The 12498-nt window shown below is 60.8% G+C and carries 13 protein-coding genes; 6 read left to right on the top strand and 7 right to left on the bottom strand.

The window, feature by feature from the left end; genetic code table 11:
* The first annotated feature begins 52 nt into the window (after positions 1-52).
* Together fdhA and ASF66_RS15000 are read left to right on the top strand one after the other, a co-directional pair.
* Positions 53-1252 carry a formaldehyde dehydrogenase, glutathione-independent gene (gene fdhA, locus ASF66_RS15005; protein WP_043191307.1) on the top strand — a complete coding sequence of 400 codons (1200 nt, stop codon included), beginning with the start codon at positions 53-55 and terminating at the stop codon, positions 1250-1252.
* Between the two features lie 228 nt (positions 1253-1480).
* Positions 1481-2056 carry a DUF2780 domain-containing protein gene (locus ASF66_RS15000; RefSeq protein ID WP_056844420.1) on the top strand — a complete coding sequence of 192 codons (576 nt, stop codon included), beginning with the start codon at positions 1481-1483 and terminating at the stop codon, positions 2054-2056.
* 12 nt (positions 2057-2068) lie between these two features.
* Here the strand turns inward: ASF66_RS15000 and ASF66_RS14995 are convergent, their stop codons facing one another.
* The gene (locus ASF66_RS14995) at positions 2069-2959 is read right to left on the bottom strand and encodes an acyltransferase (protein ID WP_056844419.1); all 891 of its coding nucleotides are present in this window, start codon (positions 2957-2959) and stop codon (positions 2069-2071) included.
* Between the two features lie 171 nt (positions 2960-3130).
* On the opposite strand from ASF66_RS14995, the gene rloA2 reads away from it, so the two are divergent.
* The 3 genes from rloA2 (at position 3131) to ASF66_RS14980 (ending at position 4426) form a co-directional block, all read left to right on the top strand.
* Complete coding sequence (gene rloA2, locus ASF66_RS14990) at positions 3131-3634, top strand: retropepsin-like aspartic peptidase RloA2 (protein WP_056844418.1); 504 nt, start codon at positions 3131-3133, stop codon at positions 3632-3634.
* A gap of 127 nt (positions 3635-3761) precedes the next feature.
* Positions 3762-4025, top strand: coding sequence for an antitoxin (locus tag ASF66_RS14985; RefSeq protein WP_056844417.1), 264 nt, complete (start codon positions 3762-3764; stop codon positions 4023-4025).
* Positions 4022-4426, top strand: coding sequence for a type II toxin-antitoxin system VapC family toxin (locus ASF66_RS14980; RefSeq protein WP_056844416.1), 405 nt, complete (start codon positions 4022-4024; stop codon positions 4424-4426). Before ASF66_RS14985 ends, ASF66_RS14980 begins: the two co-directional genes overlap by 4 nt.
* 15 nt (positions 4427-4441) lie before the next feature.
* Here ASF66_RS14980 and ASF66_RS14975 read toward each other — a convergent pair whose 3' ends face one another.
* Both ASF66_RS14975 and ASF66_RS14970 read right to left on the bottom strand, forming a co-directional pair.
* The gene (locus ASF66_RS14975) at positions 4442-5065 is read right to left on the bottom strand and encodes a glutathione S-transferase (protein WP_056844415.1); all 624 of its coding nucleotides are present in this window, start codon (positions 5063-5065) and stop codon (positions 4442-4444) included.
* 151 nt (positions 5066-5216) lie between these two features.
* Positions 5217-6911, bottom strand: a complete 1695-nt coding sequence (locus tag ASF66_RS14970; protein WP_056844414.1) for an ATP-binding cassette domain-containing protein — start codon at positions 6909-6911, stop codon at positions 5217-5219.
* 753 nt (positions 6912-7664) lie between these two features.
* On the opposite strand from ASF66_RS14970, the gene ASF66_RS14965 reads away from it, so the two are divergent.
* A complete protein-coding gene (locus ASF66_RS14965; protein ID WP_056844413.1) occupies positions 7665-8168 on the top strand; it encodes a hypothetical protein in 504 nt (167 codons plus the stop codon).
* Between the two features lie 103 nt (positions 8169-8271).
* Here ASF66_RS14965 and ASF66_RS14960 read toward each other — a convergent pair whose 3' ends face one another.
* From ASF66_RS14960 to ASF66_RS14945, 4 genes are all read right to left on the bottom strand, one after another.
* The gene (locus ASF66_RS14960) at positions 8272-8454 is read right to left on the bottom strand and encodes a hypothetical protein (RefSeq protein WP_056844412.1); all 183 of its coding nucleotides are present in this window, start codon (positions 8452-8454) and stop codon (positions 8272-8274) included.
* The gene (locus tag ASF66_RS14955; RefSeq protein WP_056844411.1) at positions 8451-9575 is read right to left on the bottom strand and encodes a PepSY-associated TM helix domain-containing protein; all 1125 of its coding nucleotides are present in this window, start codon (positions 9573-9575) and stop codon (positions 8451-8453) included. The genes ASF66_RS14960 and ASF66_RS14955 overlap by 4 nt, the downstream gene beginning before the upstream one ends.
* Before the next feature lie 185 nt (positions 9576-9760).
* Positions 9761-10471, bottom strand: a complete 711-nt coding sequence (locus ASF66_RS14950; protein WP_056844410.1) for a 3'-5' exonuclease — start codon at positions 10469-10471, stop codon at positions 9761-9763.
* On the bottom strand, positions 10468-12405 hold the full coding sequence (locus ASF66_RS14945; RefSeq protein ID WP_049862093.1) for a putative nucleotidyltransferase substrate binding domain-containing protein: 1938 nt from the start codon (positions 12403-12405) through the stop codon (positions 10468-10470). Before ASF66_RS14945 ends, ASF66_RS14950 begins: the two co-directional genes overlap by 4 nt.
* Positions 12406-12498 lie beyond the last annotated feature (93 nt).

Here is a 12498-nt window from a genome sequence, read left to right as displayed (position 1 = left end):
ACCGCAGCACGCAAAACCCAAGCTCAACAACAATAAACAGCGAGGTGAAAGCATGTCTGGTAATCGTGGAGTGGTGTATCTGGGCTCCGGCAAAGTCGAAGTGCAGAACATCGATTTTCCCAAAATGCAGGACCCGCGGGGCAAGCGCATCGAACACGGTGTGATCCTGCGCGTGGTCTCGACCAACATCTGCGGCTCCGACCAGCACATGGTCCGCGGCCGTACCACGGCTCAGGTCGGCCTGGTACTGGGCCATGAGATCACCGGCGAGGTGATCGAGGCCGGTCGCGACGTCGAGCACCTGAAGGTCGGTGATCTGGTGTCCGTACCCTTTAACGTCGCCTGTGGTCGTTGCCGCTCCTGCAAGGAGCAGCACACCGGCGTTTGCCTGACCGTCAACCCGGCGCGTCCGGGCGGCGCCTATGGCTACGTCGACATGGGTGATTGGGTCGGCGGCCAGGCCGAGTTCGTCCTGGTGCCCTATGCCGACTTCAACCTGCTCAAACTGCCCGACCGCGATGCAGCCATGGAGAAGATCCGTGACCTGACTTGCCTGTCCGACATTTTGCCAACCGGTTATCACGGTGCAGTGACCGCAGGCGTCGGCCCCGGCAGTACCGTGTACGTCGCCGGCGCAGGGCCGGTCGGGCTGGCTGCCGCGGCCTCCGCGCGCCTTCTGGGCGCCGCCGTGGTCATCGTCGGTGACGTCAACCCAACGCGCCTGGCGCACGCCAAGGCTCAGGGCTTCGAGATCGCCGACCTGTCCCAGGACACCCCACTGCACGAGCAGATCGCCGCCTTGCTGGGCGAGCCGGAAGTGGATTGCGCGGTCGATGCGGTGGGCTTCGAGGCACGCGGTCACGGCCACAGCGGCGCCAAGGCGGAAGCCCCGGCGACCGTGCTCAACTCGTTGATGGGTGTGGTGCGCGTGGCCGGCAAGATTGGCATTCCCGGCCTGTACGTCACCGAAGATCCGGGCGCGGTGGATGCAGCGGCGAAGATGGGCAGCCTGAGCATCCGCTTCGGGCTGGGCTGGGCCAAGTCGCACAGCTTCCACACGGGCCAGACGCCGGTGATGAAATACAACCGGCAACTGATGCAGGCCATCATGTGGGACCGCATCAAGATCGCCGACATCGTCGGCGTGGAAGTCATCTCGCTGGACGACGCCCCGCGCGGCTACGGCGAATTCGACGCGGGCGTACCGAAGAAATTCGTCATCGACCCGCACAAACTGTTCAGCGCCGCCTGATCACACCCGCTCCCACACCCACCCTGTAGGAGCGGTCATCGGCCGCGAAAAATCGCTGCGGTGCTCCTGAACAACCGCGGTGCTGCTTTCGCGGCCACCGACCGCTCCTACCGGGGGAACTCTCCCGCAACTCCCCGCCATTACACAATTTTCACCCTCAAGGAACATAATGGGACCGAACTGCCGTTTGACGACGGTCCGCCTATCTGTCCCCGAGGTTGCTGCACAATGAACATCACTCGCGCCATGGCCCTGGCTTCCCTGATGGCCGTTGCCACCAGTCCGGCCTTCGCTTTCAACCTGAACGACGCGGTCAACGCCGCTGCCACCCTGCAGAACGGCAAGCAAGGCAACAACGCTGCCGTGGCTGCCGCACCGGAAGCCGCAGGCCTGCTCAACACCTTGGGCTCGACCCTGAACATCACTCCGACCCAGGCCATCGGCGGCACCGGCGCCATGCTGGGCCTGGCCAAGAACCAGCTGAGCACCGCCGACTATGCACAACTGAGCAAGTCCGTGCCCGGCATCGACAAGCTTTCGGGCAACAATGCCCTGGGTGGCTTGAGCGGTCTGAGCGGTCTGCTCGGCAAATCCGACCAGAAGAACATCAGCGCCCTGAACAACGCCCTGGGCGATGTCAAAACCACCAGCGACATGAACAACGCCTTCAGCGCGCTAGGCATGAACAGCGGCATGGTCGGCCAGTTCGCGCCAGTGATTCTGCAATATTTGGGGCAACAGGGCGTCGGTGGTCCGCTGCTCAAGAGCCTGGGCAGCGTCTGGGGCACCGGGACGGGCAGCTAAGCCTGCGCTGGATCAGCGATCGAGTTCGGCGCGCAAGGCGTCGATGCGCTGATCCTTTTCGGTCCAGAGCTGGTTGACCCAGTTCTGGACGGTCAAGCGGAAGTCCGGATCATTTTCGTAGTCGCCATCGATCAGCTCCGCGTCGATGGCGCGCGACTGGATATCCACGATCACCCGCGGCACATCACCACACAGCAGGTTCCAGAATCCCGGAATGGCCGTGCCCGGATACACCACCGTCACGTCCAGCAGACGGTCGAGTTGTGGCCCCATGGCCGCCAGCACGAAAGCCACGCCACCGGCCTTGGGCTTGAGCAGGTAGTTGAACAGTGACGCCTGCTCATCGCGCTTGGCCGGGCTGAAACGCGTACCTTCCAGGTAGTTCACCACCGTCACCGGTTGGCGCTTGTACAGCTCGCATGCGGCCCGAGTGATCTCCAGATCCTTGCCCTTGAGTTGCGGATGCCTGGCCAGAAACGCCTTGCTGTAGCGCTTCATGAAGGGGTAATCCAGCGCCCACCAGGCCAGGCCCAGCAGCGGCACCCAGATCAGTTCCTTCTTGAGGAAAAACTTGAAGAACGGCGCCCGCCGGTTCAACGCTTGAATCAGCGCCGGAATGTCGACCCACGACTGGTGGTTGCTCACGACCAGATAGGACGTGTCCTGGCGCAGATCCGCCGCGCCGCGTATGTCCCACTGGGTCGGCACGCACAAAGCGAAGATGAGTTTGTCGATCTCGGCCCAGGTTTCAGCGATCCACACCACGGCTGCCGATGCCCAGTCACGATAACGCATGGGCAGCACCAGCTTGATCAGGGCGAACACCAGCAGGGGGCCGATGAACACCAGGGTGTTGAGCAACAGCAGCAGGGCAGTCATACAGCCGGTGAGCAGGCGACGCATAGAACGACTCGGGGGTATTCACGGCCGGCAATCATAAGCACAAGCGAGTGCCGAGCCAATTCCGGCACGCGGTTTCGTCAACAAATGTTTCACTTTTCATTGGGTATGCTGAACCCATACCGTTTGCAGCACCGATCGCCTTCACCGGCCCTCGCTCAAGGAAAAGCTTCAGTGAAATCCGTTCTCGCATTGCTGTCCGTATTGGCGCTGCCGGTCATGGCCGCCGAACCCACGCTGTATGGTCGCTTTGAATACATCAAACTGCCGGAAATCGGTGGTCAGGTCTTCAAGGCCAAGATGGACACCGGCGCACTGACTGCCTCGCTGTCGGCCAAGGACATCCAGACCTTCACCCGCGACGGCGACGATTGGGTACGTTTTCGCCTGGCCACCAAGGACGCCGACAACAAGGTGTACGAGCACAAGATCTCGCGTATCAGCAAGATCAAGAACCGCGCCGAGGAAGACGACGACGGCGAGGGCGCCGAAGTCTCGCAGCGTCCCGTGGTGGACCTGGAACTGTGCCTGGGCGACGTCAAGCGCACCATCGAGGTCAACCTGGTCGACCGCAGCAAGTTCAACTACCCCCTGCTGATCGGCGCCAAAGGCCTGCGCGAGTTCAAGGCCGCGGTCAACCCCGCCCGCCGTTTCGTCGCCGACAAGCCGGACTGCTGATTCTGGCCGGGGCAGGCCGACGTGCAGTCGTCCCGATAGGCGTGCCTACAAAGCAAGCAACAATCTCCCGTTTTCCATGCTCCAATGCGGGTATATATTATGATGTATACCTGCACTGGAGATGGATATGTCACAGACAGCGAAAGTCTTCGTTAACGGCCGAAGCCAAGCCGTGCGCTTGCCTGCCGCCTTCCGATTCGATACCAATGAAGTCTTCATACGGCGCGATCCCGAGACCGGCGATGTGATTTTGTCCAGAAAGCCCGACTCATGGGATGAGTTTCTGGCACTTGTCGCTCAAGGCGGCGTTCCAGACGATTTCCTGAGCGCCGACGATCGCACGCAGATGGCTCGCGGAAACCGCGATCCACTCGACGGTATTCCCGAATGAAGCAACTGATGCTGGACACCAATACCGTTAGCCACCTGCTCAAGGGGCATCCGGGTGTCATCAAGAACCTGAGCGCTGTGCCCATGACATCGGTGTGCATCTCCTCCATCACCGAGGCAGAATTGCTTTATGGCCTGGCCAAGCGGCCGTCTGCGCAGCGGTTGGCGGGGATTGTGACCGCGTTCCTGAAAACCATCGATATTCTTCCGTGGGGCAGCCAGGCAGCCCAGGCCTATGGTTCGAGCCGAGCCACGGGCGAGAGTCTTGGGCACTGTCTGGGCGCATTGGACGGCCTTATCGCCGCCCATAGCCTTTCGCTCGGGATGACGCTGGTCACCAGTGACAAGGCGTTTCGCTTGGTCGAGGGGCTTGAGGTACAGGACTGGTGCGAGGTCGCGTGAGCACCCCTGCTCGTGTCACGCCGACGGCATAGTCGAGCGTAGCGACTCGCGCTGACTCACCTCGGCAAACCACCCGGCCAACCCCGGATAACGCTGCCGCCACTCTGACTCCGGCATGCGAAAATCCACATACCCCAGCGCACAGGCCACACCGATTGCGGCGATATCGAACGCTGCGCTCAACTCCGCGACCGCCGTGGCCTCCAGATACGCCAGTCCCCGTTCGATCTTCTCGGCCTGATTATCCAGCCACAATGGCCAGTGCAGGTCAGGCGGCCGCAGGGCCTTCTCGTAGCGAATCAGCACGGCCGCGTCGAGCATCGCATCCGCCAGTGACGCCACCGTCAACCGCCGCCAGCGCGACGCGCCTTCCCGAGGGATCAGCGGGTTGCCCACATGCTGGTGATCCAGATACTCCAGGATCACCCGGCTGTCATGCAGCGTAGTGCCGTCTTCGAGCACCAACGCCGGAATCTTCCCGGCCGGGTTGTCCTGGTTCACTGACGCATCCGGACTGACAGGGCTCAACGCCACCGTCTTCAGAGCGACCCGCTCCAACTGACCGGTCTCATACAGCAGCACCATGACCTTGCGAGCAAAGGGGGAGGCGGGGTTGTGATAGAGCGTCATGGCGGGCATGAGGTGTTCTCCTTGGATAAGGAGTTACCCTGTATCAGCTTGAAGATGGGGTCAAGCCGTCCCAACTTGATTGTGATCCAACGCTCTCGGACCTGGATTGTCTTGGCCAGGAATGCAGGCTCGTAGCCCGAGTTATGCACAGGGCTGACGCTCAGCGTTCTGCCATTTCCGCTATGCCGTTGAGCAGACCTTGCTCCCTTCTCAACAGATGCCATGGCCCATCGGCAACGATCCTGCCCTGCTGGATAACCAGTACCCGATCGAAACGCGCCAACGCTTCGATATCGTGAGTGACGCAGATCAACCCTTTTCCTTTGAATGCATCCATCAAGGTGTCCCACGTTGCCATGGCCAGCTCTTGATCGAGCGAAGCGGTTGGCTCGTCGAAGAGATTGAAGCGTCCAGGCCTGTTGAGCAGCCGAAGCAGGCTGAGTCGCTTGGCCTGTCCGCCGGAGAGATTGGACGCGGTATCGTTGAGATTCAACTGGCTGAGAAGTGCCTCCAATGACAACTTCCGCGCTTGCTCCAGCACTTCAGGTCCGGCGGCATGGCCATACATCACGCCGGATTCCAGATCGCCCGGCAGGAATACCGGACTTTGCGGGCAGTAGCGCAGGGCGCGCAGCTGTGAGGCGCCGCGGATCCGCTGAACGCACATGCCGTTGAGAGAGAGGTGCTGTCGATAGACCGCATCCATACCCGCCAGCAACTCGAGCAGTGTGGACTTGCCTGCACCACTGGGGCCGGTGATGGCCACGCTTTCATCGGACTTGAACCGCAGGGAGGCGTCGAGCGTCAGATGTCGGCCTGCCACCTCGCACGCGGCCAGCTCCAGAGAGGAGATGGGCGTTGCCGGAGGCTCCAGGGATCGGTCCGGTCCATCGAATCGCGGAAGGCTGAGGGTCTGCTGCAGTTTGACTTTGTCAGCCATGAATTGATGGGCCGAACGATAGGCTTCGGCGATGCCCGATATGTTGGTGAGAAATCCACCCGCAATCGAGCACAGCGCAACCAGCTCGCCGATAGTCAATGTCGGGTTTGTCATCCCCTGGTTTCGAACGCCCCACACCAGAAGTCCACACGTGGAAAGCCCGATGAAGAGCATTTTCGCGGACCCCAGCGCCGCCGCCGAACTCGCGACGGTGGTAGCGCAACGCGCGTAGCGCTCGAATGCCAGATTGAGCGGGGATAGCGTTTGTTCAGCAGCCCCTTCCAGCTTGATGGAACTGGCTGCGCGCAGCGTGCTGAACAGACGTTCAGAGACTTCGTCTTCGCTGTCGTTGACCTCGTTGATATGTCGAGTACGCCACTGAATGATTCTATGGCACACATATAAATAGATGCGCGATGCCGTCAACAGCGCTGCGAAGAGTTGGGCGCCGCCAAAGTGCAAAAATAGAATGCTGACGACGAGGATCTCGATGATCAGGGGCAGCCCAACGGTGATAAAGAAATTCAATATCTGCTCATGAGCGGTAATGCCGCGATCCGTTGCTTTGATCAAATGGCCTATTCGTAAATTATTAAAGACGCAGAATTCTTTCTTGAAGATTTCTGCTATCCAACTGATGGATCGATCCTTGACCGTTTGCTGGACCAGTCGAGTCAGTGCATACGTCTGGATGGGGGCAACCGCGGCTGTCACCAGTATGACCAGCGCGTAACCACAAAGCAGATAAGGGATCGTCAGGCTTTCAGCGCTGCTGTCGAGTGACAGGTTGTCAATAACAGCACCGAGCAAGAGCGCAGGTGCAAACAGCGAAAGCTTCAGGATGAATACAGTGATCAAGGTAGCCCCGAACAGGGCTGGCCTTTGCGTTATGGCCTGAGTCAGGAAATGCCTCATATTGATGGGTCCTTATCTCAGATAGAAGCGCTGTCGAGCCAAACAAGAAGTTCAGGCCAAGCAAACCGTTGGCATCGATACCAGGTGCAGATAAATATCACCGAGTTGAGTCATACACAACGTTTACGCACAGCCCTACGTCCCGAAAAACTGTAGGATTTTTAACAGTGGAATATCAGACGAATTAGCTGCAAAGTAGGACGCAATCTTCAGTTATTCAAAGCAGAGCGGTTTATTCTGTAGGACTCGACAGCGTCGGGTGAGCGGATTTTTTGTGGGAGCGGGCTCTGCCCGCGAAGAGGCCTATGTTCGCAATACACATCATCAGGCCATACGCCGAATGCACGAAGCCATCGCCTTCGCGAGGTATCCCTATGATAACTGCGCAAGCTGCTCCAGCGATTGCATTGATCCACACACACACACACACACATGCGCCGAACCGCATCGATTTGCGCAATTGGCCGATTCGGCGTCCTGCAACGGCCAGTAATCACCTGGTCGGGTGAGCTGTCTTTGGTCCCGTATCGAAAGCAAAGATTTTCCAGTGCAATGAAATGTTCTGAAATATTTCATATTTTGAAATAGCCCAATCACATGATTGTTTGTAGCCATTGGACACACGCCGTCTGCAAACGCAATCGGCTAGCGTCTTCGGAAATGTCGTAATAATCCTTGAAGTCCATAGTTTCACTGCATTTCGGCAAAATACCGCATGTCTATTGGCAAGTTAACACTGGAGGTGGCCATCGTATGAATCAGGAAATCACACTAGCGGTTGACAGTAAAATTATTCTGGTCAATGTCGCCGGCCTCGCTGTTTTCATTCTCTTCTTTATACTGCTGGAAAGCATTTCTGGTAGCACTGAAGCTTCGTCACTGGCGGTCTGGATCGTGACTACGATTGTGTCAGGGCTGACATTGGCTCTGATCTGGCAGCTTGGCTTCAACCGGGCAACGCTCGAAGGCAATCAACTCACCCTACGCGCGGGTTTCTATCAGCAGCGCTGGCCAGCCAAGATACTCGAAGCAACCTGGAGTGCACATTCACTCAAAGAGTTTCATAGAGATAATGGTATCAAAATGTACGGTTACACGGCGGGTTACTATTCGCGAATAGCGGGCAAGCGGGAGTACCTATTGGCAATTGGTTCCGACGAAGTACGCTGCCTGAAGATCGAGGGACATCCGGCTTTGTGTCTGGACTCACTGACTCATGATCGGATCCTTGCCCTCTGGCAAGGGGCGAGCCGCTGAGGTGCGGCTCGTTAAACCTGATAGCTCGTTCCCGTGCGGTGCGGAGCGCATCCTGATCCTGGGTTACCTAAGCGCAGATAACCCCACCGGTGCACGGCCCACCTCAGCCCCTCCTGACCAACCCCCACCCCCCCAGCACCGCTGGAATCCCCAACCCCACCCACGCCAGGGCATCCCACCAGCCATCCCCCAGCAGGGCTGCGAACAATCCGGCCGCGCCGATCAGTCCGATCGCCAGCGGAATGCCGAACACCGGCCAGAACGTCGACTTCTTCCGTTTCGTCACGCCGCGGCCTCCACGCCAGCGGCCTTGGCGGCGCGGCGGCGGACCCACCACAGGTACACGCCACTGCTCAGCACAATGATGGTCAGCACATCCAGCGCTGCCCACAGAATCTGCATCGGCATGCCGCCGTAGTCGCCGAAGTGCAGCGGCTGCGACAGGCCCATGGCATCCATGTACCAGGGCCGTTCGACCACTGCCGTGACGTCCAGGGTGGTGGCATCGATCAGCACCGGCGTCAGCAGGTGCGAAGTCAGGTGGGTGCCGCCCTTCATGAATACCGCGTAGTGGTGTTCGCTGGAAAAGCGCGTCCCGGGAAAGGCGATGAAGTCGGGTGTCATGCCCGGCGCGGCGCCGTGGGCGATGTCCAGCAGGCGGGTGGCAGGCGCCCGTTGCGTGAGCGGTGGTGCGTCGCGGTAGGGTTCGATCAGGGCCGTAAGGCTTTCCGCCCGCCAGGCACTGATCAGCAGGTCGGCGCAGGCGCTGATCACGCCCGTCACTCCTACCACCAAGGCCCAGGTCAGGGTGACCACGCCGATCAGGTTGTGCAGGTCGAGCCAGCGGGTACGGGTGGACTTCTGATTGCGCACGGTGCCGAACGAGAGTTTGCGCATGAACGGCGAATACAGCACCACCCCGGAAACGATGGCCAGCACGAACAGCAGCCCCATGAACGCCAGCAACAGCTTGCCGGGCAGCCCGGCATACATGTCCACATGCAAACGCAGCATGACCATCATGAAGCCGCCGTTGGCCGATGGCATTTCCATGGCCTCGCCGGTGCGGTTGTCGAGCATGAAGGTGTGGGACAGGTTGGGCTCGGTGTTAGCTGTGGCAGCGGTGATGGCGAACACGCCATGAGGGTCGTCTTCGTCCCAGCCGAAATACTGCACCACCTCGTCGGGACGGTGGGCCTGAGCGGCCTGAACCAGTTGCTGCAGGTCCAGCTGCGGCGTGTCGGCAGGCATGTCGCGGAACTGTGGCTCGTCGCCCAGCAGGTGTTCGATCTCGTGATGGAACACCAGGGGCAAGCCGGTGATAGCCAGCATCAACAGGAACAGGGTGCAGATCAGGCTGGTCCAGGTGTGGATGAAGGACCAGCGGCGGATGGTGGTGCTTTTCATTTCAGGGCCTGCAAAAAGAACCCAGCCGTCCGCGCAGGGATGGCTGGGTCATGGAGCATCAGGTGTCAGGACGTTACGACCTGTAGTCGCACCAGTATACGTACAGGCAGCGGGAAAAAGGCCAGTGGCCAACGCAATCGAGGCGTGTCAGGTAGCGTTCATGTGCATCCACAATTTCTCGCGGGTCAGAACGCCTGAGTCTGCTGGCGCCGCCGCCACTGAGCCACTTTCTCGGCCAGGGCGCTGGGGCTGTCCAGGCCTTGGCGGCGGGCACGGCTGAACAGCAGCATGGCCAACTCTGCCGTGACCAGCGCATCGGCACTGGCATGATGGCGCTCACCGACCTGCAGGCCGAAATGAGCGGTCCAGTCATCCAGCCCGGCTTCGCGCAGGGCCGCATCCGGGCACAGCATCGGCGCCAGGGCGGCGACGTCCAGGAATGGGTGCTGCAAGCGGTAGCCCAGACTTTGCTTGAGCGCGCGCGTGAGCATGTGCTCGTCGAAGGGCGCGTGAAAGGCCAGCAACGGGCTGTCACCGATGAAGGCCATGAGGTCCAGCAAGGCCTCGGCCGGGTCGTCCCCGGCGGCAATCGCGTCGGGGCCCAGACCATGGATCAAGACACTGGCACCCAGCCGCGGTTGCTCGCGCAGCAGCGTGCGTTCGAACTGCCGGGAGAAATCCACCGCGCCATCTTCGATGACCACCGCGCCGATCGACAGCACCTGATCCTTGTTCAGGTTCAAGCCGCTGGTTTCCAGGTCCAGCACCACCCAGCGCTGCTCGCGCAGGCTGCAGGTTTGCCAAGGCTGAGCCGTGGGCAGTGCTGCCACACGTTGCTGCAAAGTGGCGTCCAGCACGCAGGCAGGCTTGGCCCGTAGCCAGTCGAATAGGCTCACAGCTGGTACCTCAGGCTCAGACTGGCCTGCAGACGCTGGGCCTGGCGCAGGGATTCACGCAGGATGCGCCGGTCCAGTTGGTTGAGCTCGGCCGGGTCGACGCGATTGGAATAGGGCAGGTGCTGCCGGGCCTGGGCTTGATGCTGCTGCATGCGCGTCTGCTGAATGAAATGGTAGGCCTCTTCATAGGCGGCGCCGTCCTGTGCGTCGATGACCTCTTTTGCGACCAGTTGGCGCAGGCGCTCCAGGGTGTTCCCGGTGTCGATGCCGTTGGCCAGGGCCAGCAGGCGTGCGCCGTCGACGAAGGGCGTCAGGCCTTGCACCTTGAGATCCAGGGTGGGTGCCTTGTCGCTACCCTGGCGGGTCAGTACGAAGTCGCGAAAGCGCCCGACCGGAGGCCGCTGGCGCAAGGCGTTCTGCGCCAGCATGCGCTGGAACAGGCTGTTGTCCGCGACCTGTTCCAGCACGCTGCGGCGCAGTTGTGCACAGGCCGAGTCATCGCCCCATACCGTGCGCAGGTCGAAATAGATGCTCGAATTGAGCAGGTTTTCCGGGCTCGCCTCGCGGATGAAACCGGCGAAGCGCCGCGCCCATTCCAGGCGCGACAGACACAGCTCGGGATTGCTCGCCATGACGTTGCCCGTGCACAGACTGAAGCCGCACTGCGCCAGCGCCAGGTTGATCTGATGCGCCAGCGGCAGCAGCTTGCCGCGGATCTCGGCAGCGTGGGCAGCGTCACGGGCTTCGAAGACGATGCCGTTGTCCTGATCGGTATGCAGGGTCTGCTCGCGGCGGCCTTCACTGCCGAAACACAGCCAACTGAAGGGCACGCCCGGATCGCCGCGCTCCTGCAGCACCAGCTCGATCACCCGGCAGACGGTGTGATCGTTGAGCAAGGTAATCAGCTGGGTGATCTGCGTCGATGAGGCGCCATGAGCCAGCATGCGCTCGACCAGAGCGCTGATTTCCCCGCGCAGCGCGACCAGTTGTTCAAGCCGCGAAGCGTGGCGGATGGTCCGAGCCAGGTGCACCAGATCTACCCGCTGCAGGGAAAACAGGTCGCGCTCGGACACCACGCCGCACAGGCGCCGGTCCTTGACCAGGCAGACGTGGGCAATGTGCCGTTCGGTCATGGCCACGGCGGCATCGAAGGCACTGGCTTCCGGGCTGAGATGGAAGGGCCGGGGAATCATGTACCGCTCGATGGCTGCGCCGAAATCGGTGGCTGCATCGGCCACGGCCTGACGCAGATCGCGCAGGGTGAAGATGCCTTGGGGGGCTTTCAGGTCGTCGACGATAACGATGCTGCCCACTTGCTGTTCGTGCATCAGGCGCACGGCATCGCGCAGCGGCAGCGAAGCGGCGCAGGTTACGGGATGACGCATGGCGAGGTCGCCCAGCCGGGTGTTCAGCGAGTACTGCGTACCCAGGGTTTCGACGGCCTGGCGCTGCACCTGCTGGTTGACCTGGTCGAGCAGGCTGCTCACCCCGCGCAGGGCGAAATCACGGAACACCGTGGACAGCGCGAACAGCTTGATGAAGGCCGGTTTGTTCAATTGCAGGCAGAAGGTGTCTTCGGCCGCCAGATGCTCGGTGCGCGTGGCGCGCTCGCCCAGCAGCGCGGCGAGCGGGAAGCACTCGCCCGCGGTGATCTCGAACGTGGTTTCGGTCCCGCGACGTGCACTGTGCGGCCGTTCGCCCACCACCTGACCCTGCTTGACGATGTAGAAGTGCTCGACAGCGCCGTCGGCCGGTTTGATGATGCTTTCACCGCTGGCATAGAAGCGCAGTTGGCACTGTTCGACCAGATAGGCCAGATGGGCGTTTTCCATCTGGTTGAACGGTGGAAAGCGTTGCAGGAACTGCACGGTACCGTGAATGTTCTGCAGCACTGCGGTCTTGCCCGCCTGGGTGAAGGCGTCGGTTTTGCTCATGGCCGTTACCGCCCGATAAGTCGAATCGGAAATTGTCGTTATTGAGAATTTGGCTTTATTGTTTGGCCATGGTCGACTGCATGAGCGAACGTG

Origin of the sequence: Pseudomonas sp. Leaf129 (assembly GCF_001423465.1) — a bacterium.
GTDB lineage: Bacteria > Pseudomonadota > Gammaproteobacteria > Pseudomonadales > Pseudomonadaceae > Aquipseudomonas > Aquipseudomonas coleopterorum.
This window is presented reverse-complemented; position numbering and strand designations above follow the sequence as displayed.

Excerpts from the sequence above, each read along its gene's own strand:
- fdhA (WP_043191307.1), top strand. The coding sequence starts at position 53 with ATGTCTGGTAATCGTGGAGTGGTGTATCTGGGCTCCGGCAAAGTCGAA.
- ASF66_RS15000 (WP_056844420.1), top strand. The coding sequence starts at position 1,481 with ATGAACATCACTCGCGCCATGGCCCTGGCTTCCCTGATGGCCGTTGCC.
- ASF66_RS14995 (WP_056844419.1), bottom strand. The coding sequence starts at position 2,959 with ATGCGTCGCCTGCTCACCGGCTGTATGACTGCCCTGCTGCTGTTGCTC.
- ASF66_RS14985 (WP_056844417.1), top strand. The coding sequence starts at position 3,762 with ATGTCACAGACAGCGAAAGTCTTCGTTAACGGCCGAAGCCAAGCCGTG.
- ASF66_RS14980 (WP_056844416.1), top strand. The coding sequence starts at position 4,022 with ATGAAGCAACTGATGCTGGACACCAATACCGTTAGCCACCTGCTCAAG.
- ASF66_RS14975 (WP_056844415.1), bottom strand. The coding sequence starts at position 5,065 with ATGCCCGCCATGACGCTCTATCACAACCCCGCCTCCCCCTTTGCTCGC.
- ASF66_RS14970 (WP_056844414.1), bottom strand. The coding sequence starts at position 6,911 with ATGAGGCATTTCCTGACTCAGGCCATAACGCAAAGGCCAGCCCTGTTC.
- ASF66_RS14965 (WP_056844413.1), top strand. The coding sequence starts at position 7,665 with ATGAATCAGGAAATCACACTAGCGGTTGACAGTAAAATTATTCTGGTC.
- ASF66_RS14955 (WP_056844411.1), bottom strand. The coding sequence starts at position 9,575 with ATGAAAAGCACCACCATCCGCCGCTGGTCCTTCATCCACACCTGGACC.
- ASF66_RS14945 (WP_049862093.1), bottom strand. The coding sequence starts at position 12,405 with ATGAGCAAAACCGACGCCTTCACCCAGGCGGGCAAGACCGCAGTGCTG.